18 protein-coding genes are annotated in these 22,114 nt (G+C 67.0%); 3 read left to right on the top strand and 15 right to left on the bottom strand.

What is annotated here, in order from left to right:
• Nucleotides 1-19 precede the first annotated feature (19 nt).
• From ACORJG_RS02695 to ACORJG_RS02670, 6 genes are all read right to left on the bottom strand, one after another.
• On the bottom strand, nt 20-1,462 hold the full coding sequence (locus ACORJG_RS02695; protein ID WP_427791405.1) for an ABC transporter permease: 1,443 nt from the start codon (nt 1,460-1,462) through the stop codon (nt 20-22).
• Nucleotides 1,459-2,424: an ABC transporter ATP-binding protein gene (locus ACORJG_RS02690; RefSeq protein ID WP_427791403.1), complete on the bottom strand. Its 966-nt coding sequence runs from the start codon at nt 2,422-2,424 to the stop codon at nt 1,459-1,461. Before ACORJG_RS02690 ends, ACORJG_RS02695 begins: the two co-directional genes overlap by 4 nt.
• Nucleotides 2,425-2,526: 102 nt before the next feature.
• Nucleotides 2,527-3,153 (bottom strand): M23 family metallopeptidase, encoded by a 627-nt coding sequence (locus ACORJG_RS02685; RefSeq protein WP_427791401.1) that lies wholly within the window; start codon nt 3,151-3,153, stop codon nt 2,527-2,529.
• A gap of 231 nt (nt 3,154-3,384) precedes the next feature.
• Nucleotides 3,385-5,187 carry an autotransporter domain-containing protein gene (locus ACORJG_RS02680; RefSeq protein ID WP_427791399.1) on the bottom strand — a complete coding sequence of 601 codons (1,803 nt, stop codon included), beginning with the start codon at nt 5,185-5,187 and terminating at the stop codon, nt 3,385-3,387.
• A 183-nt stretch (nt 5,188-5,370) separates the two neighbouring features.
• Nucleotides 5,371-7,260 carry a phosphoglycerate dehydrogenase gene (serA, locus tag ACORJG_RS02675; protein WP_427791397.1) on the bottom strand — a complete coding sequence of 630 codons (1,890 nt, stop codon included), beginning with the start codon at nt 7,258-7,260 and terminating at the stop codon, nt 5,371-5,373.
• A gap of 111 nt (nt 7,261-7,371) precedes the next feature.
• The gene (locus ACORJG_RS02670; RefSeq protein ID WP_427791396.1) at nt 7,372-7,899 is read right to left on the bottom strand and encodes a hypothetical protein; all 528 of its coding nucleotides are present in this window, start codon (nt 7,897-7,899) and stop codon (nt 7,372-7,374) included.
• Between the two features lie 191 nt (nt 7,900-8,090).
• Between ACORJG_RS02670 and ACORJG_RS02665 the strand changes: the two genes are divergently transcribed.
• Nucleotides 8,091-9,023 (top strand): Hsp33 family molecular chaperone, encoded by a 933-nt coding sequence (locus tag ACORJG_RS02665; protein ID WP_427791394.1) that lies wholly within the window; start codon nt 8,091-8,093, stop codon nt 9,021-9,023.
• Between the two features lie 4 nt (nt 9,024-9,027).
• Here ACORJG_RS02665 and ACORJG_RS02660 read toward each other — a convergent pair whose 3' ends face one another.
• The 7 genes from ACORJG_RS02660 to ACORJG_RS02630 all read right to left on the bottom strand — a co-directional run bounded on the left by ACORJG_RS02660 (nt 9,028) and on the right by ACORJG_RS02630 (nt 16,508).
• Nucleotides 9,028-9,747, bottom strand: coding sequence for a CPBP family intramembrane glutamic endopeptidase, BDIM_20840 family (locus tag ACORJG_RS02660; RefSeq protein WP_427791393.1), 720 nt, complete (start codon nt 9,745-9,747; stop codon nt 9,028-9,030).
• Nucleotides 9,748-9,855: 108 nt separating this feature from the next.
• Nucleotides 9,856-10,545: a phosphate regulon transcriptional regulator PhoB gene (phoB, locus tag ACORJG_RS02655; protein ID WP_427791391.1), complete on the bottom strand. Its 690-nt coding sequence runs from the start codon at nt 10,543-10,545 to the stop codon at nt 9,856-9,858.
• A 44-nt stretch (nt 10,546-10,589) separates the two neighbouring features.
• Nucleotides 10,590-11,336, bottom strand: a complete 747-nt coding sequence (gene phoU / locus ACORJG_RS02650; protein WP_427791389.1) for a phosphate signaling complex protein PhoU — start codon at nt 11,334-11,336, stop codon at nt 10,590-10,592.
• Nucleotides 11,337-11,346: 10 nt separating this feature from the next.
• Nucleotides 11,347-12,207 carry a phosphate ABC transporter ATP-binding protein PstB gene (pstB, locus tag ACORJG_RS02645; RefSeq protein ID WP_427791387.1) on the bottom strand — a complete coding sequence of 287 codons (861 nt, stop codon included), beginning with the start codon at nt 12,205-12,207 and terminating at the stop codon, nt 11,347-11,349.
• 5 nt (nt 12,208-12,212) lie between these two features.
• Nucleotides 12,213-13,508, bottom strand: coding sequence for a phosphate ABC transporter permease PstA (pstA, locus tag ACORJG_RS02640; RefSeq protein WP_427791385.1), 1,296 nt, complete (start codon nt 13,506-13,508; stop codon nt 12,213-12,215).
• The gene (pstC, locus tag ACORJG_RS02635; protein WP_427791383.1) at nt 13,501-14,931 is read right to left on the bottom strand and encodes a phosphate ABC transporter permease subunit PstC; all 1,431 of its coding nucleotides are present in this window, start codon (nt 14,929-14,931) and stop codon (nt 13,501-13,503) included. Before pstC ends, pstA begins: the two co-directional genes overlap by 8 nt.
• Before the next feature lie 179 nt (nt 14,932-15,110).
• Nucleotides 15,111-16,508 (bottom strand): sensor histidine kinase, encoded by a 1,398-nt coding sequence (locus ACORJG_RS02630; protein WP_427791381.1) that lies wholly within the window; start codon nt 16,506-16,508, stop codon nt 15,111-15,113.
• A 151-nt stretch (nt 16,509-16,659) separates the two neighbouring features.
• Here ACORJG_RS02630 and ACORJG_RS02625 point away from each other — a divergent pair, with 151 nt between their 5' ends.
• The gene (locus ACORJG_RS02625; RefSeq protein ID WP_427791379.1) at nt 16,660-18,969 is read left to right on the top strand and encodes an ATP-binding protein; all 2,310 of its coding nucleotides are present in this window, start codon (nt 16,660-16,662) and stop codon (nt 18,967-18,969) included.
• Nucleotides 18,970-18,995: 26 nt separating this feature from the next.
• Here ACORJG_RS02625 and ACORJG_RS02620 read toward each other — a convergent pair whose 3' ends face one another.
• On the bottom strand, nt 18,996-19,205 hold the full coding sequence (locus tag ACORJG_RS02620) for a hypothetical protein (RefSeq protein ID WP_003168852.1): 210 nt from the start codon (nt 19,203-19,205) through the stop codon (nt 18,996-18,998).
• 29 nt (nt 19,206-19,234) lie between these two features.
• On the bottom strand, nt 19,235-20,512 hold the full coding sequence (gene aceA, locus ACORJG_RS02615) for an isocitrate lyase (protein ID WP_427791378.1): 1,278 nt from the start codon (nt 20,510-20,512) through the stop codon (nt 19,235-19,237).
• A 156-nt stretch (nt 20,513-20,668) separates the two neighbouring features.
• Here aceA and ACORJG_RS02610 point away from each other — a divergent pair, with 156 nt between their 5' ends.
• The gene (locus ACORJG_RS02610; protein ID WP_427791377.1) at nt 20,669-22,114 is read left to right on the top strand and encodes a helix-turn-helix domain-containing protein; all 1,446 of its coding nucleotides are present in this window, start codon (nt 20,669-20,671) and stop codon (nt 22,112-22,114) included.

Below are 22,114 nucleotides of genomic sequence, written 5' to 3'. Positions count from 1 at the left end.
GGCACGCTTCTAAAGAAGATCACCGCCCCGTCACGGCGCCCATGAAGCTCTTCCAGCTCAGCTTCACGTCCGACAGGGCGCCGGCGCGGAAGGCGCGGCCGGCCGCCCAGACCATCAGGGCCGCGAACAGGAACATCCCGATCAGGCCGCCGATGATCTCGATCAGGGGCGGGCCGCTGGGCGCGCGCGCGGCCATGACGAAGGGGGTGAAGGGCGGGATCAGGCTGATGACCTTCACCACCATGGCGTCGGGGGTGCGGATGGCCATCTGCATGACCAGGATCGGCACGATCAGCACCATCATGATCGGCCCCATCAGGGTCTGGGCGTCGCGCGGCGTGTCGCAGAAGGCGCCGATGGCGGCGAACAGCACCGCATACATCAGATAGCCGCCGACCAGGAACAGCAGGAAGTAGACGAACAGGCCGTCCGTCAGCAGCACCGAGCCGATATCACGCGCCACGTCGGGCATCGTCGCGATCAGGCCGACAGCGCCGATGCCGCCCCATGCGCCCAGAACGGCCAGCGTCAGCAGGGCCACGCCCAGCACCTTGCCCGCCAGAATCTCGGTCGCCGAGGCCGAGGACAGCAGCACCTCCAGAATCTTGTTCGACTTCTCCTCCATCACGCTGTTCAGCAGGATGGAGGCGCCGGTGATGATCAGCGACCACAGGATGAAGCCGACGGCCAGGCCGACGATCACCGGCAGCTTGTCGCGGAACGACACCTCGCCGCCCGACGCCGCGCGCGGCGAGAAGACCGAGACATCAGGCCGGAATTTCTCCGTCTCCGACACCACCGCCGGATCGATGCCGCTGGCCACGAAGACCCGACTGCGGTTGGCGGACTTCAGGGCGTCGCGGATGGCGTCCTCGACGACATTATCCGTGGCGCGGCCGGTCCAGACGCGGGCGCCCGGCTTGCCCGCAACCTCGGTCAGGAATACCACGGCGTTCAGCTTCTCGCCCTCGGGCGCGTCCTTGTCGACATAGCGGCGAGCCAGGTCGTCGCGCGCCTCGCCCCGAGCGGCGGCGGTCAGCGCGGCGGGGGCATCCACCAGTTCGAACGCGCGCTTGGGCGTCTTGAAGCTTGCTCCGGCGCGCGGGGCCTCCTTCTTCAGCGCCTCCAGACCGGCGTCGAAACCGCCCTGCTCGGCGGCCGCGCGAACACGGTCGCCGCCCGCCGTTCCCGCCTCGGGCACAGCGGCCATGCGAAGGGCTGCGATGTCAGCGCGCCCACGCTCGTTCTCCAAGGCCTGACGCACGGCGGCGGCCAGACCAGACCCGGCCGGGGTCTCGTCGATGATGACGGCCTCTCGCACCGGCTCGGCGTGTTTCATCAGCGCGGGAAGGCCCCCGCCCAGCACGGCGAACAGCGGAAAGGCCAGCAGCGACAGCCAGAAGCCGACCGTCTTGGCGTAGGCCAGGAACTCGCGGCGCGCGATCAGAAGAATGCGGTTCATCGGGCGGCCTCCCCCTTGTCAGCCTTGCCGACGGTCTGATCCTCGTCCGGGTGATCTCCGGTCAGGGCGATGAAGGCGTCGTGCAGGGTCGGCTCCTTCACCTGGAAGCGCCGCACGTCCAGCCCGCCCAGGAAGGCGGCGCGCAGGGCGGATTGCGCCTCCGCCCCCGGCGTCAGGCCGACGCGCAGGGTGCTGACAAGACCTTCCTCGGCCAGCACCTCGATGCCGTCGACACCCGGCAGGGCGGCGACTGCATTGCGATCCAGCGCCCCTTCCAGCTCCAGAAAGCGCGGCGATGTCGCCCGCGCCTCGTCCACCGTGCCCTCGAACGCTTTACGCCCGCGGGCCAGAAGCACGACCTTGTCGCACAGGCGCTCGGCGTGCTGCATGACGTGGGTCGAGAACAGCACCGTCGCCCCATTGTCGGCCAAGGCGCGGATCATGGCCTCCAGCCCCTGCTGATTCATCGGATCGAGGCCCGAGAACGGCTCGTCCAGAATCACGAACTCCGGCTGATGCACCACCGAGGCGATCAGCTGAACCTTCTGCGCCATCCCCTTGGACAGCTCCTTCATCTTCTTCTTGCTGGCCTCGCCCAGACCCATCTGCTCCAGCATCTCGCGGCCGCGACGGCGGCCTTCGGGCAGGGGCAGGCCCTTCAGCCCGCCGAAGAAGGCGATGGCGTCTACCGGCGTCATCTTTTTATAGAGTCCCCGCTCCTCGGGCAGGAAGCCGATCCGGTCGCGCACCTTGCGCCCGTCGTCGGCGCCCAGAATGTCGATGCGGCCGCTGGTCGCCGGTTGCAGCCCCAGAATCATCCGCAGGGTCGAGGTCTTGCCCGCCCCGTTCGGCCCCAGAAAGCCGCAGATCGAACCCTTCTCGACCTGAAAACTCAGGTCGGAGACGGCCTGAAAGCCGCCGTATCTCTTGCTGATTCCGTCCAGCGTCAGCGCCGCGTTCATCCGCTACCCCTGCGATAATTCCAGGGTAGGAGGGTAAGGGCGCGCACCGCTCTACGTAAAGCAACTTTTACATTACTGATTGGTCATGTGGTCGCGGCGGCTTCAGCTCGTCGCCTTCACCCGAACCTCGAAGCTCTGTCCCACGATCTTGGCGGGGTCGACCTGGCCACCGTTGCGGCGCACCTCGAAATGCAGGTGGGGGCCGGTCGAATAGCCCGTCGAGCCGACCAGACCGATGCGCTCGCCCGCCTCCACAGCCCGGCCCGAGTGGACGTCGATGCGGCTGAGATGGCCATACAGGCTGGTCATGCCGTTGGGGTGCTGGATCTCGATGAAGTTGCCATAGCCGCCCGCGTCATAGCCCGAACGCAGCACCTTGCCCTCAGTCGTGGCGAAGACGCCCGTGCCTGTGGGCGCAGCGATGTCCACCCCCTTGTGCGCCCGCGCCTTGGCCTCGATCGCCAGCTTGCGCAGGCCATAGGGCGAGTTGATGCGATAGCCCTTCAGCGGCGCCTCAAAGACGATCCTGCGCATGACAGGACCGGCGGGCTCGGCCACCGCCTTCACGGGCGGGGCTATGGGGGCGGATATCTCGATATTGCGATCGGGCGCCGCCGCGATCCTGCCCGCAGGCGCGGCCGCCGCCGCCAGAACGGCGAACCCGGCCAGCACGCCTGTCTGACCGAAACGGATCACATGCGGCCGCAGGGCCGAGGGAAGCAGACGCATACTCGGACGACTCATTCTGAGCGCTTCGCCAGCGCGGAAAAGCCGTCAGAACAGGCGCGAGACACACGCACACATGGCGAAACCAAGGATCATCCCAAGGTCGCCGACGACCGGATTTGACCGTCTTTTGCAATTCCACCGCGACATGAATGGGGCGCCGAAGGGGCGAGACCGGGCCGCAAGATTACAGACGCCCTCCTCCCTCGATCAGAAGGAGGAGGGCGTCCGATATCAGAGCGGCAGGCTCAGTTTCACCGCCGCCATATGGGTGTCGGCATGGTCGCCGAAGCGGCCCTTGTAGCCGATCGACACCTTCAGCCGTTCCATGACCGTGCCCTCGATTCCGACGGCCGCCAGCATCTGTCCGCCGAACGGCAGGTCGACATCGCGGGCCAGAACCTTGGCCGGATTGCCCAGGATGCCGGTGCGCACGGCGTCGCTGTCGTCGCTGAGGCTGTCGCGATAGCCGCCCTCGACATAGAAGCGCACCCGCTCGGTTCCGCCTTCTGCGCGCAGGGCGATCTCGGCCGTCGTCGCCTGCACCGAACGGTCGCCATAGCTGTACTGCGCCGCCGGGCCCTGCTCGTGGAAGCCGTCGACATCGGCGTTGATCCACGCCAGCGCCGCGCGCGGCGACAGGGCGAAGCCGCCCATGTCGAACCACATCCCGCCCTGCAGACGCGCGCCCGTCGAGACGCCGCGCGTCGAGCCGGTGTGAACGATCGGCGCCAGACTGGTCAGGCGTTTGATGTCGTTGAAGTCGTCCTGCGCCACGCCCGCCGCCGCATTGACGAAGACGTCGCCCGAGCGCCAGCCGCCGTAGAGGTCCAGCCCGAAGCTGTCGATGTCAGCGCGCAGGGCGCCCGCATCCACATCGGCGTTGCGATAGGACCCGGCCATGCCGAAGCGCAGGGCATCCGTGCCGCTTTCCAGCGCGATCCGCACGCCATAGCCGTCGGACTTGGCCTCGCCGATGGCGCCGCGCGCGTCGGTCTTGGTGCGATCGGCCAGCGCCTCGACCGACAGGCTGGTGCCGGCCGTCCATGCGTCACGGCCCGACAGGGCGGCGGTGGAATCGCTCAGCGCGTCCTCACGGTGTCGCCAGGTCGTCTCTCCCAGCACCGCCGTCTGGCTGCCCAGATCGCCGTAATAGAGATAGTCGTTGCTCAGACGCGCGATCACGGCATGGCCATTGGCCGTCGGATGCACCCCGTCGAAGTAGAAATAGTCGTCCGGGTTGGAGCACAGGGTCGCGCCGTTGAAACAGGCCTGCGTCACGTTCGAGACGCCGAAGGCGCTGGGGTTGCCCGCGATAACATCGCCGACCTTGAACAGATCCATCAGGATGATGTTGCTGCCCGACCGCGCCGCCGCCGTCGTGTTCAGCCCAGCCAGCAGGGCGCCGTTGAAGGTGGTGACGGCATAGTCGGCCAGAGGCGCGGCCGGCGTGCCGCGGAACTCCGGCGTGATGCTCAGCTTGGGCAGGTTGGTGACGAGGATGGTTCCCGCCCCGGCCTGTGCGATCCCGTCGACGATGAAGGCGATGTCGGCCGCCGCGCTCTGGGCCACCGGGGCGATGGCGCCCGTCGGATTGGCCGAGGCGCCCGCTGCGGGCATCCCCTGGAAGATGTTGTTGGCGCCGCCCAGCACGCTGACCAGATCACCGGCGCCGAACTTGCCGCCGCGCTGCTGATAGTGTGCCAGTTGCAGGCGCATCCCCATCGGCGCGGCCTGACTGTCAGTGCGCGCCCCGCCGAAGGCGTAGTTGATGCTGCCCGTCACCGGCCCCATGAAGTTGGCGGCGTCAAAGCCCAGCCGCTCGGTGAACACCGGCCCGTTGGAGAATCGCCCCGCGCCATACGGCGGCGAGGTCGGGGTGGTTCCGCCCGTCGCCAGATACAGGTTGCCGTTGTCCGACAGGCTGTCGCCGAACACCACAAGACGGCTGTAGGTCTGGGCCGAAGCGGCGCCCGCAACAGACACGGCGGCCAGGCTCAAGGCGGCCAGCGCCGCTCCGCGAAGAAGTCGAGACATGATTTTCCCTCCATCGACCGTCCGTATGCGGTCGTTATGCCCAGTTTGCGCCGCTTTTCTCAGGACGCAAGGTCACGTGGGGGAAGGGATGACGCCCCCCCTACCCCCGCTCATCCCGGCGGACGCCGGGATGAGCGGAATCACAAGGATAGCGCTTCAATCCCTCAGGTCGCGCCCTCGCCCCTAGTGCAGGCTGCGGAAGCGGATCGTGCCGGGAAGCTGCTTCAGGGCCGTCAGCGCCTCGCGGTCATAGTCGCGGTCCACGTCGGTGATGACATAGCCGGTCCGCTCATCCGTCTTCAGGTGCTGGCCCAGAATGTTCAGGCCTGCATCCGACAGGGCGCGGTTCAGCTCGGCCAGCACGCCCGGCTGGTTGCGGTGGATGTGCAGCAGACGGTGCGCGCGCGTCACCTCGGCCAGTTGCACGTTCGGCAGGTTGACGCAGAAGGTGGTGTCGCCCCGGTTCAGATAGCCCAGCAGACGTTCGGCCGCGAACTCGGCGATGGCTTCCTGCGCCTCTTCGGTCGAGCCGCCGATGTGCGGGGTCAGGATGGTCTTGTCCAGACCGATCAGCGGACTGTCGAACGGATCGGCGTTGGTGCGCGGCTCCTCGGGGAAAACGTCGACCGCCGCCCCGCCCAGACGGCCGGACTTCAGCGCCGCGGCCATGGCATCGACGTCGACCACATGGCCCCGCGACAGGTTCAGGAACAGGGCGCCCGGCTTCATCCTGGCGAACTGATCGGCGCCGATGATGGCGGTGTTATCCTTGCGGCCGTCGACGTGCATCGTCACCACGTCGGCCTCGGCCAGCAGGGCGTCCAGCGAGCGCATCCGCCGCGCATTGCCCAGCGCCAGCCGTTCCGACAGATCGTAGAACAACACCCGCATGCCCAGGTTCTCGGCCAGCACCGACAGCTGGCTGCCGATGGCGCCGTAGCCGACGATGCCCAGCGTCTTGCCGCGCACTTCGCGCGATCCGGTGGCCGACTTGTTCCACCTGCCCTTGTGCATCTCGCGCGACTTGTCCGCCACGTCGCGCATCAGGACGATCATCATGCCGATGGCCAGTTCGACCACCGAGCGGGTGTTGGAATAGGGGGCGTTGAACACGGCCACGCCCTTGTCCGCCGCCGCGTCCAGATCGACCTGATTGGTGCCGATGCAGAAGGCCGCCACGGCCATCAGCCGGTCCGCTGCGTCCAGCACCTTGCGGCTGACATTGGTCTTGGAGCGGATGCCCAGAACGTGCACGCCCTTGATCGCCTCGATCAGGTCGTCCTCGTCCAGCGCGCCCTTCATCGTCTCGACGGAATAGCCCGCCTCTTCCAGCCGCTCGACGGCGGCGGGGTGGACGTTCTCCAGCAGCAGCATGCGGATGCGGTTGCGCGGATAGGACCAGCGCCCGGCCACGCCCTCGGCGTACAGCACTTCGTCCAAAGAAGAGGCGACGGCGTCGGCGGCTTCGACCACCTTGTCGCGGCTGACGATCTCGGTGAAGGCGTAGAAGCGGTCGGCCGCGCCCTGAATCTTGACCTCGGCGTCGGTCCAGCCGTCGCCGACCATGACCACCGGCCCTTCAAGGTTCAGCGCGCGGATCACTTCCGGCTTGCCGTTTTCGCGCGACAGGGGGTTGGCCGTGTCGGCGCCCGTCACGCGGCCTTCAGCGTCATAGATCAGGTCGTTGGCCAGCACGTGGTCCGCCGGCACGCCCAGCCGCTCGGCCAGGGGCGCGATCACTTCGCGGAAGCCGCCGGACAGGATGTAGATGCGCTCGGCGTTGCGCTGGAAGAAGTCGACGTTGCGGCGGATGGAGACGGTCGCCTCGTCCAGAATCCGGTCGGTCAGCGATTCGACGTGCTCGCGGCGCAGGGCCAGCAGTTCCAGGCGCTGTTTCAGCGCCTCGCCGAAGCCGATGCGGCCGTTCATGGCGTCGTCGGTCAGGGCCGCGATCCGGGCCTTGCGCTCGGCGGCGTCAGGCGCGTCCTTGAGCGCGAGGTCGGCCAGAGCCTCCAGCGTCTCGATGCGAACCAGGGTGGAATCGAAGTCGAAGATGAAGACAGGCGAGATCATGCGCGGGCTCTAGACCTTCTTCGCACCCGCAGCAATAAAAAGGGGCGCATCCGTGCCCCTTTCCGCATGAATTTACCGCTTGCGGCCGGAATTCAGCCTTCAGTCGCCGTTTCAGGAGCGATTGCGGCTTTCAAGCGCCACGGCGCCCAGGATGGCCGCCACAGTCGCCACGGCCAGAAGGGCGCCGCCTTCCTTGGCGTGATCGCGGGCGAAGTCGCCAGCGTCCTCGGCATAACGGCGGGCTTGTTTGGTGTAACGACGCATCGGACGGCGCGACTTCTTCTTGGCGCGGCGATACCATTCGTCGGCGCGGTCGCGGGCTTCATCGCTGAAACGGCCGACGCGCTCGCTCGCGTGGTCGCCGAACTCAGCGGCGCGGTGACCCAGTTGCTGGCCCAGATCGTCGGCACCGTCGCGCACGCCGCGCGCGATGTCGTCAAAGCGGTGGCGCAGGGCCTCGGCGTCGAACCAGCCGCGCGGGTCCATACGTTCCTTGATGCGCTCATAGCGGGTCGGGCCGCTGCGTTGATTCAACAGGATGGCCGCCAGACCCACGCCCGCCAGCACGGCCACGACGCCCGTGACGATGCCCGGGTGCTTGCGGACCTCGTCCACGACGTTGAAATCACGATCCATCATGTCAGACCTCTCGAACAGGATACGGTTGTTTTCAGTCTAGGGAGCGAGCTTCAGCGCAAAGGGTTCCCGACAACCGGTCAAGCTTGTCGAACCGCGCTCTGCCGTGGCGCTGACGACACGCCCTCCCCTTACCAAACGGCCCCCGCCTTCCTATGTTGCGCCGCTTCCGACAGTTTTCAGGATTTCACGCCGTGACCGATCACGCGCCCGACGCCCCCATCGCCGCCCCGACGGACGACTTCGCCGCCGCCTTCCAGATCGACGGCTGGCCGGTGCGCGGCCGTCTGGTCCGTCTCGGCGAAGCGATCGACAAGGTGCTGTCGGCCCACGCCTATCCCGAGCCGGTCGCCGCCCTGCTGGGCGAGGCCTGCGTGCTGGCGGCCATCGTCGGCTCGGCGCTGAAGTTCGACGGCCGCCTGATCGTTCAGGCCCAGGGCGACGGCCCGGTGCGCTACGTCGTCGCCGACTACGGCACGGACGGCCATCTGCGCGGCTTCTGCCGCTTCGACGCGGAAGAGGTGGCCAAGGCGTCCGAAGGCTTCGCCCGTCCGGGCGCCAAGACCCTGCTGGGCGGCGGCGTCTTCATCATGACGGTGGATCGCGGCGCCGACTTCGAGCGCACTCAGGGCGTGACGCCGATCGAGGGCGAAAGCCTGTCGCTGTGCGCTGAACACTACTTCTCCCAGTCCGAACAGGTGCCGACCAAGGTGCGTCTGGCCGTCGGCGAGGTCGAAACCGACGCGGGCCGCGCCTGGCGCGCGGGCGGGGCGATGATTCAGGTCATCGCAGGCGACGAGTCGCGCGGCTCGACCGAAGAGGTGTGGGAGCGCACCCGCGCCCTGTTCGCCACCCTGGGCGACGACGAGCTGATCGATCCGACCATCAGCGCCGAGACCCTTCTGTATCGCCTGTTCCACGAGGACGGCGTGCGGCTGGAAGGCGCCAAGGCGCTGGCCGCCGTCTGCCGCTGTTCGAAGGACCGCATCGCCACCGTGCTGCAATCCTTCCCGGCCGAGGAACGCGCCGAGATGGTCGAGGACGACGGCAAGATCCGCGTGACATGCGAATATTGCTCGACCGCCTATGAGATCGACCCGGCCGAATTGGAAACGGCCGAGGCCTGATCCCTCAGACCAGCATGAAGACGGCGTTGCCGTAGTTGTGCAGCAGGACCGGCAGCAGCACGCTGCCGGTCTTTTCACGCAGCCAGACCAGCAGCAGACCCGCCAGCCCCGTCGTCGCCATCGGCGCCCAGTCGAAGGTGAAGGCGCCGTCCTGATAGCCCAGGGCGTGGGTCAGGCCGAACGCCAGCGCGGTCAGCATCGCGCCCCAGCCCATCTGCGCGCCCAGCACGCGGACCGGCCGCCCGAACGCCTCGTTCAGCATCAGCAGCAGCACGCCGCGATAGAAGATCTCCTCGTCCAGCCCCGGCATGGTCAGCTGGAAGGCCAGACTGTCGGTGTCGAACCCCTCGCCCGGCGCCCAGATCGCCAGACCGAGGAACAGCAGGACCAGCAGGCCGGACAGGATCAGCGCGCCCTTCAGCCCTTGCCGGTCCTGATGCAGGGTCAGGCCGCTGCGCCTCCATCCGACGAGAGGCAGGCTGGCGACGGCAAGGGACAGCATGACGGCCAGCGTCTTGCCCTCCCAATTCCAGCGCGAAGGTCCGAAATCCAGCGGGATATGCCCATAGCCGCGCGTCAGCACGGCGTCATAGACGGCCATCAGCAACAAGGCCGCGACCAGCCAGCCCCAGCGCACTCTGCCGCGCGACAGCATTGCAGCCGCCAGACCCGCCAGCGCGACGGCCCCCACCCAGCCCAGCATGGCGATGACTGCGTCCGGCATGGCTCTTTCCTCCCCCAATACGACGTCGTCGTTCAGAGGCGACCGAGCGGACCTGCGGATGCAGATGAAGAAAACTTAAGCTTCCTTCTCCCCCGATGGGAGAAGGGTCTAGTTATTCAGATCCAGCGAATAGCCCGCCGAGCGTACCGTGCGGATCGGGTTGACCGTGCCTTCGACGTTCAGCGCCTTGCGCAGGCGGCCGACGTGGACGTCCACCGTGCGGGCCTCGACATAGACGTCCGAGCCCCAGACCGCGTCCAGCAGCTGCTCACGGCTGAACACCCGGCCCGGATGCTTCAGGAAATGATCCAGCAGGCGGAACTCCGTCGGGCCCAGATGCACCTCGCGGCCCGCGCGGCTGACGCGGTGAGCGACGCGGTCCATGATGATGTCGGCGTGGTTGACCCGGTCGTCGGCCAGACCCGGGCGGATGCGGCGCAGCACGGCGCGGATGCGCGCGGTCAGTTCCGTCATCGAGAAGGGCTTGGTCATATAGTCGTCGGCGCCGGTGTCCAGGCCGCGCACGCGGTCCGTCTCCTCGCCGCGCGCGGTCAGCATGATGATCGGCAGGTTGCGCGTCTCGGCCCGGCCGCGGATGCGGCGGCAGACCTCGATGCCCGACAGCTTGGGCAGCATCCAGTCCAGCAGGATCAGGTCGGGGGTGCGCTCCTCGACCTGAAGCATCCCCTCCTCGCCATCGGCGGCGACGGCCACGTCATAGCCTTCCTTCTCCAGATTATACTGAAGCAGGGTGGCCAGGGCGTCCTCGTCTTCCATCACCAGGATATAGGGTTGCACGTCAGCCTCTCCGGTTCGTCGAAGTCGTCAGCGATGTAGGGGGATTAGTCGTCAGCCGCGTCGGGAGACGCAGACAGATGCGGGGTCGGCGTCGGCTCTTCGCCGGGACCGGGAACGGCCTTGGGCCGCTCGCCCAGCATTTCCTCGCCCGTGATCTCATAGTGGACCGTCTCGGCGATATTGGTCGCGTGGTCGCCGATCCGCTCCAGATTCTTGGCCATGAACAGCAGGTGGGTGCAGGCCGTGATCGTGCGCGGGTCGCCCATCATATAGGTGAGCAGTTCGCGGAACAGGGCGTTGTAGTGCTCGTCCACCTCGTCGTCGGTCTGCCAGACCGACAGGGCGCGCTCGATCTCTGACGCCGTATAGGCGTCCAGCACGTCGCGCAGACGGTTCGACACCAGCCGCCCCATCCGCTCGATCGAGCGGGTCAGCGGCTGCATCGGCTCGGCCTCGGCCAGGATCAGCGCCCGCTTGGCGATGTTCTTGGCCAGATCGCCGGTCCGCTCCAGATCCGAGGCCAGCTTCATGGCCCCCAGCGTCCGGCGCAGGTCGCTGGCGACCGGCTGGCGCAGGGCGATCAGGCGGATAGCCTTCTTCTCGATGTCACGGTGCAGGATATCCAGACGGTTGTCGCGCTCGACCACCGCCTTCGCCAGCGCCACATCGCGGCGGGCGACGGATTCGATGGCGTCCGCCACCTGCGCCTCGGCCAGACCGCCCATGCGGACGACCTCGGCCGTCAACTGGTTCAGCTCGTCGCCGTAAGCCTTGACCGTATGCTGGTTCATCGTCGCGTCCTCAGCCGAAACGGCCGGTGATGTAATCGAGCGTGCGCTTTTCGCGCGGGTTGGTGAATATCTCTTCGGTGTCGCCGGTCTCGACCAGCTTGCCCATGTGGAAGAAGGCCGTGCGCTGCGACACGCGGGCCGCCTGCGCCATCGAGTGGGTGACGATGACGATGCAGTAGCGCTCGCGCAGTTCGTCGATCAGCTCCTCGATCTTGGCCGTGGCGATCGGGTCCAGCGCCGAGCAGGGCTCGTCCATCAGGATGACTTCCGGCTCGACCGCAATGGCGCGGGCGATGACCAGACGCTGCTGCTGGCCGCCCGACAGGCCGGTGCCCGGCGAGTGCAGACGGTCGGCGACTTCGTCCCACAGACCGGCTCGCTTCAGCGACTTCTGGACGATCTCGTCCATCTCGCCCTTGCTGGAGGCCAGACCGTGGATTTTCGGGCCATAGGCCACGTTTTCATAGATCGACTTGGGGAAGGGGTTCGGCTTCTGGAACACCATGCCGACCTGGGCGCGCAGCAGCACCGGGTCGATCTTGCGGTCGTTGATGTCGCCGCCGTCCATGTCGATCCGGCCGGTCACGCGGGTGCCGGGGATGGTGTCGTTCATGCGGTTCATCGTCCGCAGGAAGGTCGACTTGCCGCAACCCGACGGCCCGATCAGCGCCGTCACCGTCTTGTCCGGAATATCCAGCGAGACGTCGAACAGGGCCTGTTTGTCGCCGTAGAAAACGCAGACATCGCGCGCGGCGATCTTGATCGGCCCCAGCGGCGCCGAGGCGTGGGCGCCCACGGCCGGAGCGGTCGACAGGGAGGCGGCAGCGCCGTTCGAAACGCCTTCGGGAGCGCGGAAAATGCGGGACTTCATCAGATTTACCACCGGCGTTCGAAGCGACGGCGCAGCAGGACTGCGGCGGCGTTCATGACGATCATGAAGGCGAGAAGGACAAGGATGGCGGCCGCCGTCCGTTCGTGGAAGGCGCGCTCGGAGGCGTTCTCCCAGATGTAGATCAGCGACGGCAGGGCGCCGACGGGCTCGTCGATGGCGTGCGGCACGCCCGGCACGAAGCTGATCATGCCGATCAGCAGCAGCGGCGCCGTCTCGCCCAGCGCGTGGGCCATGGAGATGATAGCGCCGGTCATCACGCCGGGCATGGCCAGCGGCAGGACGTGGCCGAACACCGTCTGGGTGCGGCTGGCGCCCATGGCCAGAGCAGCCTCGCGGATCGACGGCGGCACCGCCTTCAGCGACGAGCGGGTGGCGATGATGATGGTCGGCAGAGCCATCAGCGCCAGCACCAGACCCCCGACCAGCGGACTGGCGCGCGGCAGGTGCATGAAGTTGATGAACAGCGCCAAGCCCAGCAGGCCGTAGACGATGGACGGCACGGCGGCCAGATTGTTGATGTTGACCTCGATGATCGCCGTGATGCGGTTGCGCGGCGAATATTCCTCCAGCCACAAGGCTGCGCCGACGCCGACCGGAATGGCGATCAGGGCCGTCACCATCAGCATCAGGGCCGAACCGACCACGGCGCCCAGCAGGCCCGCCAGTTCCGGCTGGGTCGAGTCGCCCTTGGTGAACAGGGCCGAGTTGAAGTGAGCGCGGATGGCGCCCGAGGCCTTCATCCGGTCCAGCCACTCCATCTGCTCATTCGAGACGCGGCGCTGGTCCTCGGGCTGATCGCGGGTGATCTTGCCCTTCAGATACATTTCGGCGTCATCGGACAGGGGGGCGACGATCGGCACGGTCTGGCCCAGCAGGCTGGGCTGGCGCGCCACCATCTTGGCCGCCTGGAACTTCAGCTCCGAGGACAGCAGCGACTTCATGGCCGCGGCCTTCGTCCCCTCTTCGTCGTCCTGAACGCCCAGACGGCGGACCTGCTGCTCGGCGGCGATCTGCTCGAAATTGGCGCCCTGCGGATAGGCCATGTCGATCCGCGCAGGATCCATATGCACCGGTAGGGTGACGGTGTGGGCGTAGAAGGCGGTGTAGCCCTGAGCCACGATACTGCCCAGCAGGATCACCAGAAAGGCCAGAGCCACGCCGATGGCCGCACGGCCGTACCAGCGGAAACGGTTCTCACGCGCGTAGCGGGCGCGCAGGCGGCTCTTCAGGCGCTGGGTGCGCGGGCTGACGCCGGTCGAGGCAGAGGCGGCGTCAGTCATACTGTTCCCGATAGGCTTGCACGATGCGCATGGCGACAATGTTGAGCAGCAGGGTGACGACGAACAGGGTCAGCCCGAGGCCGAAAGCGGCCAGCGTCTTGGGGCTGTTGAACTCCTGATCTCCCGTCAGCAGGGTGACGATCTGGACGGTGACGGTCGTAACCGTCTCCAGCGGGTTCAGGGTCAGCCGCGCGGCCAGACCGGCGGCCATGGTCACGATCATCGTCTCGCCGATGGCGCGCGACATGGCCAGCAGCAGGGCGCCCGCGACCCCCGGCAGAGCGGCGGGCAGCAGCACCTTGCGGATCGTCTCGGACTTGGTGGCGCCCATGGCGTAGGAGCCGTCGCGCAGGGACTGCGGCACAGCATTGAGGATGTCGTCCGACAGGGAGCTGACGAAGGGGATCAGCATGATCCCCATGACTGCGCCCGCAACCAGCGCCATCTGGTTCTGGACCAGCGACAGGTAAAGGCCCAGATCGTTGAACGGCCCGCCGATCAGCATGTCGCCGATGCTGTTGAAGAAGACGCGCAGCGCCGGACCCACCGTCAGGGCGGCGAAGAAGCCGTAGACCACGGTCGGAACGCCCGCCAGAACCTCCAGCGCCGGCTTGACCATGGCGCGGGTCTTTCGGCCCGAATATTCCGACAGATAGATGGCCGAGAACAGGCCGATGGGCGCCGCCACCGCCATGGCGATGATCATGATCAGGAAGGTGCCTGCGAACAGCGGCACGGCCCCGAAGGCGCCCGACGACCCGACCTGATCGGCGCGAATGGCGATCTGGGGGCTCCACTTGGTTCCGAACAGGAATTCGGTGATCGGCACCATGCTGAAGAAGCGCATGGAATCGATGACCAGCGAGAAGATGATGCCCGCCGTGGTCAGCACCGCCACCGCCGAACAGGCGAACAGCAGGCCGGTGATCCAGCCCTCGACCCGGTTGCGCGCGCGCAGGTCCGGGCGGATGCGGGTGAAGACGAACAGTCCGCCCAGCACGGCGGCGATCAGGGCGGCGACGCCCCCGCCCCAGTTCAGGGTGGCGGTGATCCGGTGCGCGCGGCGGCCTTCGGCGGGCAGTTCCTCGGCATAGGGGGCAGGCCAGATCTGGCGCGCCTCCTGCCCTGCCCCGACCAGTCGCGCGTCGGCGAAGAAGGCCTCACGGCGGAACGGCTCAAGCTCGACGACGCTGTCCGGCGCGCCCGCCAGCATCATCTGACGCTCGATCGGCGTCGAGAACACCGAGGCGGCGATCAGCACGACCAGAGCCGGAATGCCGACCCATATCAGGGCATAGAGCCCATGCTGTCCGGGTCGTGAATGCGACTTCACGCCCTGACCCCGACGAACGGCCGTCGCGCGCCCGGCCAGATAGGCCAGCACGGCGAACGCCACCAGCAGCAGCAGGAATATCCAGATCATCCGGTCCGATCAGCGCAGGAATCAGAACGCGCCGGGTGCGGTGCGTTTCGGCCCGGAAACTGCCTGCGATACGTCAGCGGATTAAGACGGCTGGATGACAGTTATGTTACGGTGCAGGTCCATCATGTCGCAGTCCTGTGACGGTAAATCCGTGCGCGTCCGGATTTCCTTCAATACGCTCAGTTTTCCGAACTCGGCGCCAGCGGGAAGCAGGCCGCGAAAATCGCCCCGCAGCCCGGCGCGCTGTCGACCGACAGACCGCCCCGGTGGCGGATGATGATGTGCCGCACGATGGCCAACCCCAGACCCGTGCCCTGCCGGTCGCCGCTCTTCTGGCCTTCGACGCGATAGAAACGCTCGGTCAGGCGCGGCAGATGCTCGCGCGCCATGCCCGGCCCGTGGTCGCGCACTGTGACGACGGCGTAGCGCTGGCCCGTTTCGCGGTCCGGGGTCGCCAGCGACAGGCGGTTGCCCTCGGGCATCCGCGCCGACATGGCCTCGTCCAGAGTGCGGCCGATCTCGATGCCGATCTCTATGGTCCCGCCCGCGCTGGAGTATTTCAGCGCATTGTCGATCAGGTTCTGCACCACCTGGGCGATCTCGTCCCGGTCGCCGATCACGGCGGCGCCGCCGTGCGGCAGATCCGCATGGATCGTCACCTGCCGCTCGCGCGAGATGACGCTGACCGCATCGACGACATCGGCGGCGGCCCGCGCCAGATTGACCCGGCCCAGCGGCGCGATGTGTTCGTTCAGCTCGATGCGGCTCAACGACAGCAGATCGGCCACCAGACGCCGCATCCGGTCGGCCTGCACCGCCATGATATCGAGGAATTTGTCGCGCGCCTTGGGATCATCCTTTGCGTGCCCCTTCAGCGTCTCGATGAAGCCCGACAGCGAGGCCAGCGGCGTGCGCAATTCATGACTGGCGTTGGCCAGGAAGTCGACGCGCATCTTCTCCATGCGACGCACATCCGTCTCGTCGCGCAGGGCCAGCAGCGTCAGCGCCCCATCGCCCCAGTTGGAGTTTTCGCGTACCGGCAGCGGACGGATCAGCGCCTTCCAGTACCGCTCCTGAACCCCGCCGCCGACATAGTCGACCTCACCGCCGATACCGCCGAACAGGGCTTCGTCCACCGCCTCCAGCACACGCGGATCACGGATGATTGACACCAGCAGACCGCCGCCGGTCCCACTCAATTTGAACAGTTCGCGCGCAGCCGCATTGGCCAGGGCGATGCGACGCCCCGCGATGTCGTCCGCTTCGCCGCCGCTGATGATCAGCAGCGGATCGTCCAGCGCTTCAAAGGCGTCGCCCAGCAGGGCCGCATCCGGACCCAGATCGACCGCGCCCGGTTCAAGCGCCGTCTCGTCCATGCCGGACGGCGGATTACGGTTGACCACCCAGGTCGCCACGGCCACCGCCAGCGCCCCCGCCGCCAGCCAGCCCGCCAGTTCCGGCTTCATCACCGCCAGCACCGCCATGACCAGTATGGCCACGCCGCCGCTGGCCCCAGCCGTCCACAGACGGGACGAGGCGGTCGGCGCGACTGGCGATGGTGAATGATCGTAAGGCATTTCGATCGACGTTATCTCATTGTTTAACAGCCTGACCCAGACTGCCTATCTTCAACCCGCCCAAGTCGGCCGGTTCGATGTTTGTTCAGTATCTAGCTTGGTTTCTTCACGGATTTACGGCGGAACCCCAACGGGTTGAAAGGACAGCGTCATGACGGACGGCTTCCTGCACGGTCTGATCCATCAGCACGACTGGCGGATTGCGGCTTTTGCGACGCTGATCTGCATCTTCAGCCTCGGTGTCGCCATGCTGCTTTTTGATCGCGCCCGGCGGTTGTCGCCGCGCGCGAGACGCCCCTATCTGCTTTCAGCGCCTCTGGTCGGCGGATTGGGCGTCTGGGCGACGCATTTCATCGCTATGCTGTCCTACGACGCAGGCGCTACCGTCCGTTACGACGCCTTCCTGACCGGCGTGTCGCTGGTTGTGGTGGTCCTGTCCTTCTGCGCCGCCATGCGCCTGCATCTGACGGGCCAGGACACGGTCTGGCGCCGACATGCTTCGCTGGCCGCGGCCCTCTTGATGGCGCTGAGCGTGGCCGCCATGCATTTCATCGGCATGTCCGCCCTGCGCATGGAGGGCCTTGTCCTGACGTGGAATGCGCCGCTTGTGCTGATGGCCGTCGGCGGCGGGGTCGCCCTGTTCGCCGCTTCCGCCGCGCTGCCTCTGACCAGTCCCATGCCGCGCCTGGCTCTCAGCACCGCCCTGATGGTCTGCGGAATCTGCTGGCTGCATTTCGTCGCAATGGGCGCCATGACCCTGTCGCCGGCGCCCGAAGTGTTCCTGCCGGCGCAGACCACCAGCCAGACTTTGATCGCTCTTTGGGCGGCGCTGGGCGTGGTTTTGACCGTCATCATCGCCGCCTTTTTCGTCGGCATGATGTGGTGGTCACGGCGTAGCGCGCTGGGTCAGGTGCTGGAAGCCATCAACGCCATGCCTGACGGCGTCAGCGTCTATGATGCAGATGACCGGCTGATCCTGTGGAACCGCCGCTTTCTGGAGATTTATCCGCATCTTGAGGGTCAGTTGAAGCCGGGCGTCACCTTTCAGACGCTGATCCGCCAAACACTCGCAAATGGCATCGTGCCCGAGGCGCTGGGATGTGAAGACGCGTGGATTGAACAGCGTATGGCCACCCACCGCCGCATCGCAGAACCGCGTGAGCTTCAGGTGGCCGACCGCTGGGTTAAGATTCAGGATCGGCCCACCACCGGCGGCGGCGTCGTCACCCTGTATACGGACATCACGGATCAAAGGCGCAACGCCGACGCCCTGGCCGAGGCGCGCGACGCCGCCGACGCCGCCAACCGGGCCAAGAGTCGCTTCCTGGCCAATATGAGCCATGAGATCCGCACCCCCCTGAACGGGCTCATCGGCGTGGCCCAGGCGCTGTCCCGCACGGAATTGACGCCCCAGCAACGCGAGATGCTGGAATTGATCCAGTCTTCCGGCCGCGCGCTGAAGTCCCTGCTCAGCGACATTCTGGATCTGGCCCGCGTCGAATCCGGCCGGCTGGAGCTGAAGGAAGAAGCGTTCGATCTGGCCGAGACGGTGGATGAGGCCGCCATGCTCTATGCCGAGGCTGCGCGGCAAAAGGGCCTGCAATTTATCGTGGAGGTGGCGCCCGAAGCGCAGATCTGGGCGTTCGGAGACGCCCTGCGCCTGAAACAGGTGCTGACCAATCTGGTATCCAACGCAGTGAAATTCACCCGTTCCGGCTTCGTCAGCCTGACCGTCGACGCTGTGCCCGCCGAAGCGCCCCATACGCTGCGTTTTGTCGTTCAGGACACGGGCATCGGTTTTGATGCGCACGCGCAGGAGCGACTGTTCAACCGCTTTGAACAGGCCGACGGGGATATCAGCCGTCATTACGGGGGCTCTGGGCTGGGCCTGGCCATCTGTCGCGAAATGGCCGCCATGATGGGCGGTGATATCGGCTGTGAAAGCCAGCCAGGCGCAGGATCGGCCTTCATCCTCACCCTGCCGCTCAAGACAGCCGAGCCGCCGGATCCGGTCGCCGCATCGCCCGCGCCGCCCGCGCCGGACGAAGCGCCCGGCAACAGACTGCGCGTGCTGGCCGCCGATGACCACCCCACCAACCGGCGCGTCGTCGAACTGATCCTGGATCCGGGGCAGTTTGATCTCGTCTCGGTCGAGAACGGCGCCGAGGCGGTGGAGGCCTGTCGCGCCGAGCGCTTCGATCTGGTGCTGATGGATATGCAGATGCCGGTGATGGACGGCCTGACCGCCGTGCAGGAAATCCGCCTGCATGAAGCCGCGCACGGCCTTGTTCGCACGCCGCTGGTCATGCTGACGGCCAACGCCCTGCCCGAGCATCTGGAGAAGGCGCTGGCCGCCGGCGCCGACCGCCATATGGCCAAACCTTTCAGCGTCGAGGCCCTGCTGGCCATGGTCGCCGAACTGACCGCAAAAACGCCTCAGGCCGCGAACGCCGCGGCCTGAGGTTTCGTTTCTGCAAGGCGCGCAGCCTATTCGTAGCCGTGCGCCGCTTCGTTGATGACCTGACTGGGCATGGACGAGAAGTCCACGCTCAGCGGCCGGTTCGCCTTGGACTGGAACGTCTTGATGACGTGCTCCAGACGGCGGCGCGCTTCACGCTCGCCCTCGCCCGATCCGTCGAGCCCCAGCGGCGCCAGACAGAAGTCGATGATGGCCTGTGGTCTGCTCAGCGGTTCCATGATGCGTCCTTTCCTGTGAAACGTGGAACTCAGGCGGCGTTGAACTGGGCGGTCTCGGTCGAGTCCTTCAGGGCCGTCGTCGAGGACTGGCCCGAAGAGATGACCGTGGCCACGTCGTCGAAGTAACCGGTGCCGACCTCGCGCTGGTGACGGGTGGCGGTATAGCCGGTCGCCTCATTGGCGAACTCGCGCTGTTGCAGCTCCGAATAGGCCGCCATGCCGCGATCGCGATAGCCGCTGGCCAGTTCGAACATCCCGTTGTTCAGGCTGTGGAAGCCCGCCAGCGTCACGAACTGGAACTTGTAGCCCATGGCCCCCAGCTCGCGCTGGAACTTGGCGATGGTGTCCTTGTCCAGCTTGGCTTCCCAGTTGAACGAGGGCGAGCAGTTGTAAGCCATCAGCTTGCCCGGATACTTCTTCTGGACCGCCTCGGCGAACTTCTTGGCGTCGTCGAGATCGGGGTGCGACGTCTCCCACCACAGCAGGTCGGCGTATTTGGCGTAGGACAGGCCCCGCGCGATGCAGTGGTCCAGACCCGTGCCCGCCTTCAGGCGATAGAATCCCTCCGGCGTGCGGTTCTCGCGATCGATGAAGGGGTGGTCCCGCTCGTCGATGTCCGAGGTGATCAGCTGGGCCGACTCCGCATCCGTGCGCGCCACCGTCAGGGTCGGCGTGCCGCAGACGTCGGCCGCCAGACGCGCCGCGATCAGGTTGCGCTCATGCGCCTGGGTCGGAATCAGCACCTTGCCGCCCAGGTGGCCGCACTTCTTCTCGCTGGCCAGCTGGTCCTCGAAGTGGACGCCCGCGGCGCCCGCCTCGATGAAGGCCTTCATGATCTCAAAGCTGTTCAGCGGGCCGCCGAAACCGGCCTCGGCGTCGGCGACGATGGGGGCGAACCAGTCACGCTTGGCGCCGCCCTCGGCATGCTCGATCTGGTCGGCGCGCTGGAGGGTGCGGTTGATGCGGCGGCACAGTTCCGGCGCGGCGTTGGCCGGATACAGCGACTGGTCCGGGTACATGGCGCTGGCCGTATTGGCGTCGGCCGCGACCTGCCAGCCCGACAGATAGATGGCCTTCAGGCCCGCGCGGACCATCTGCATCGCCTGATTGCCGGTCACGGCGCCCAGGGCGTTGATGTAGGGCTCGGAGTGCAGCAGCTCCCACAGGCGGTTGGCGCCGCGCTCGGCCAGCGTGTGTGTAACCGGCACAGAGCCGCGCAGACGCAGGACGTCTTCCGGCGAATAGGGGCGCTCGATACCGTCGAAGCGGCCGGCGGGCGAAGGAACCAGATCGGCGAAGGTCGTCATGTCTCGTCTCGGTCTCGATAAGGCGCGGCCGCAGCCGCTGTCCCGGAAACCTGAACATGTCTTCGTCACGATTTACACACTCATGCAGCTATCATTCAGGTCAAACAGTCACATCATGACACTTGCCATAAAGTCATGATGTGACATGATCGCGCCATGAACGCCGCCGCTGATCGCAAACTGTTCCTGGGCGGCCGCCTCAAGCGGCTGCGGCGCGACCTCGACCTGTCGCAGACGGCGATGGCGGCGGATCTCGGCGTCTCGCCCTCCTATCTGAACCATATCGAGCGCAACCAACGCCCCGTCTCGGCCCAGCTGCTGCTGCGTCTGGCCGAGACCTATGACGTCGACCTGCGCAACCTCGGCCAGTCCGGCGGTCCGGCGTCCGAGGCCGAACTGTCCGAAGTCTTCGCCGACCCCCTGTTTCAGGGTCTGGCCGTGCCGCGCCACGAGATCATGCAACTGGCCGAGGACCAGCCCGCCGCCGCCGACGCCGTGCTGCGCCTCTACCGGGCCTTCACCGACCGCCGCGTGCGCGACCGGGCCGAGGTCGAGGCCGGGGGCGGCGCCGCGCCGACCGACAGCCCGTCGGAATGGGTGCGTGAATACGTCCAGTCCCGCCACAACCACTTCCCCGACCTCGACGCGCTGGGCGAGGCCCTGCACGACGCCCTGCGCGCCGAGGCCCCCGGCCCCGACGAAGGCTTCGAGGCCCTGGCGCGAGGGCGGCTGTTCGCCCGCCACGGCCTGACCGTCCGCACCCTGCCCGCCGAGGTCATGGTCGAGTGGACCCGCCGCTTCGATCCGCACCGGGGGCGACTGCTGCTGTCCGACGCCCTCGGCCCATCCTCGCGCGCCTTCGCCATCGCCAACCAGTTGGCCCTGATGGAGCATGGGGCCGAGCTTCAGGCCCTGACAGACGCGGCCAGCGCGCCCGACGCCCCCGCCGCCAACCTGCTGAAGACGTCCCTGACCAACACCCTGGCGGCCGCCATCCTGATGCCCTACGCCGCCTTCCAGCGCACAGCGGAAGAGACGCACTACGATCTGGCCCGCCTTCAGGCTCGCTTCGGCGTGAGCTTTGAACAGGCCGCCCACCGCCTGACCACCCTGTCCCGCCCGACGGCGCGCGGCGTGCCCTTCTTCCTGATGCGGGTGGATCAGGCGGGGAATGTTTCCAAGCGCTATGCGTCTGGCGCCTTCCCCTTCTCGCGCTTCGGGGGCGCCTGCCCGCGCTGGCGTCTGCACTCGGCATTCCGCACGCCGGGCCGCATCGTCACCCAGATCATCGAGACGCCCGACATTGATGGAAAACCGGGCGGCCGCTGGTTCACCCTGGCCCGCACCGTCGACCGTCAGGGTCAGGACGCCTTCACCGAGGGCCATGACCTGGCTATCGGCCTGGGCTGCGAACTGCGCCACGCCCATCGCCTGATCCATGCGCGCGGCCTGGACCTTCAGAAGCCCGAGGTCACGCCCATCGGCCCGGCCTGCAGACTCTGTGAGAGGCACCCCTGCGCCGAACGCGCCGCCCCGCCGGTCGGCCGCGCCCTGACGGTCGACGACTGGTCCAAGTCCGTCAGCCCCTACCCGTTCACCTGA

Source organism: Brevundimonas diminuta (genome assembly GCF_050310045.1).
GTDB lineage: Bacteria > Pseudomonadota > Alphaproteobacteria > Caulobacterales > Caulobacteraceae > Brevundimonas > Brevundimonas diminuta_F.
This window is presented reverse-complemented; position numbering and strand designations above follow the sequence as displayed.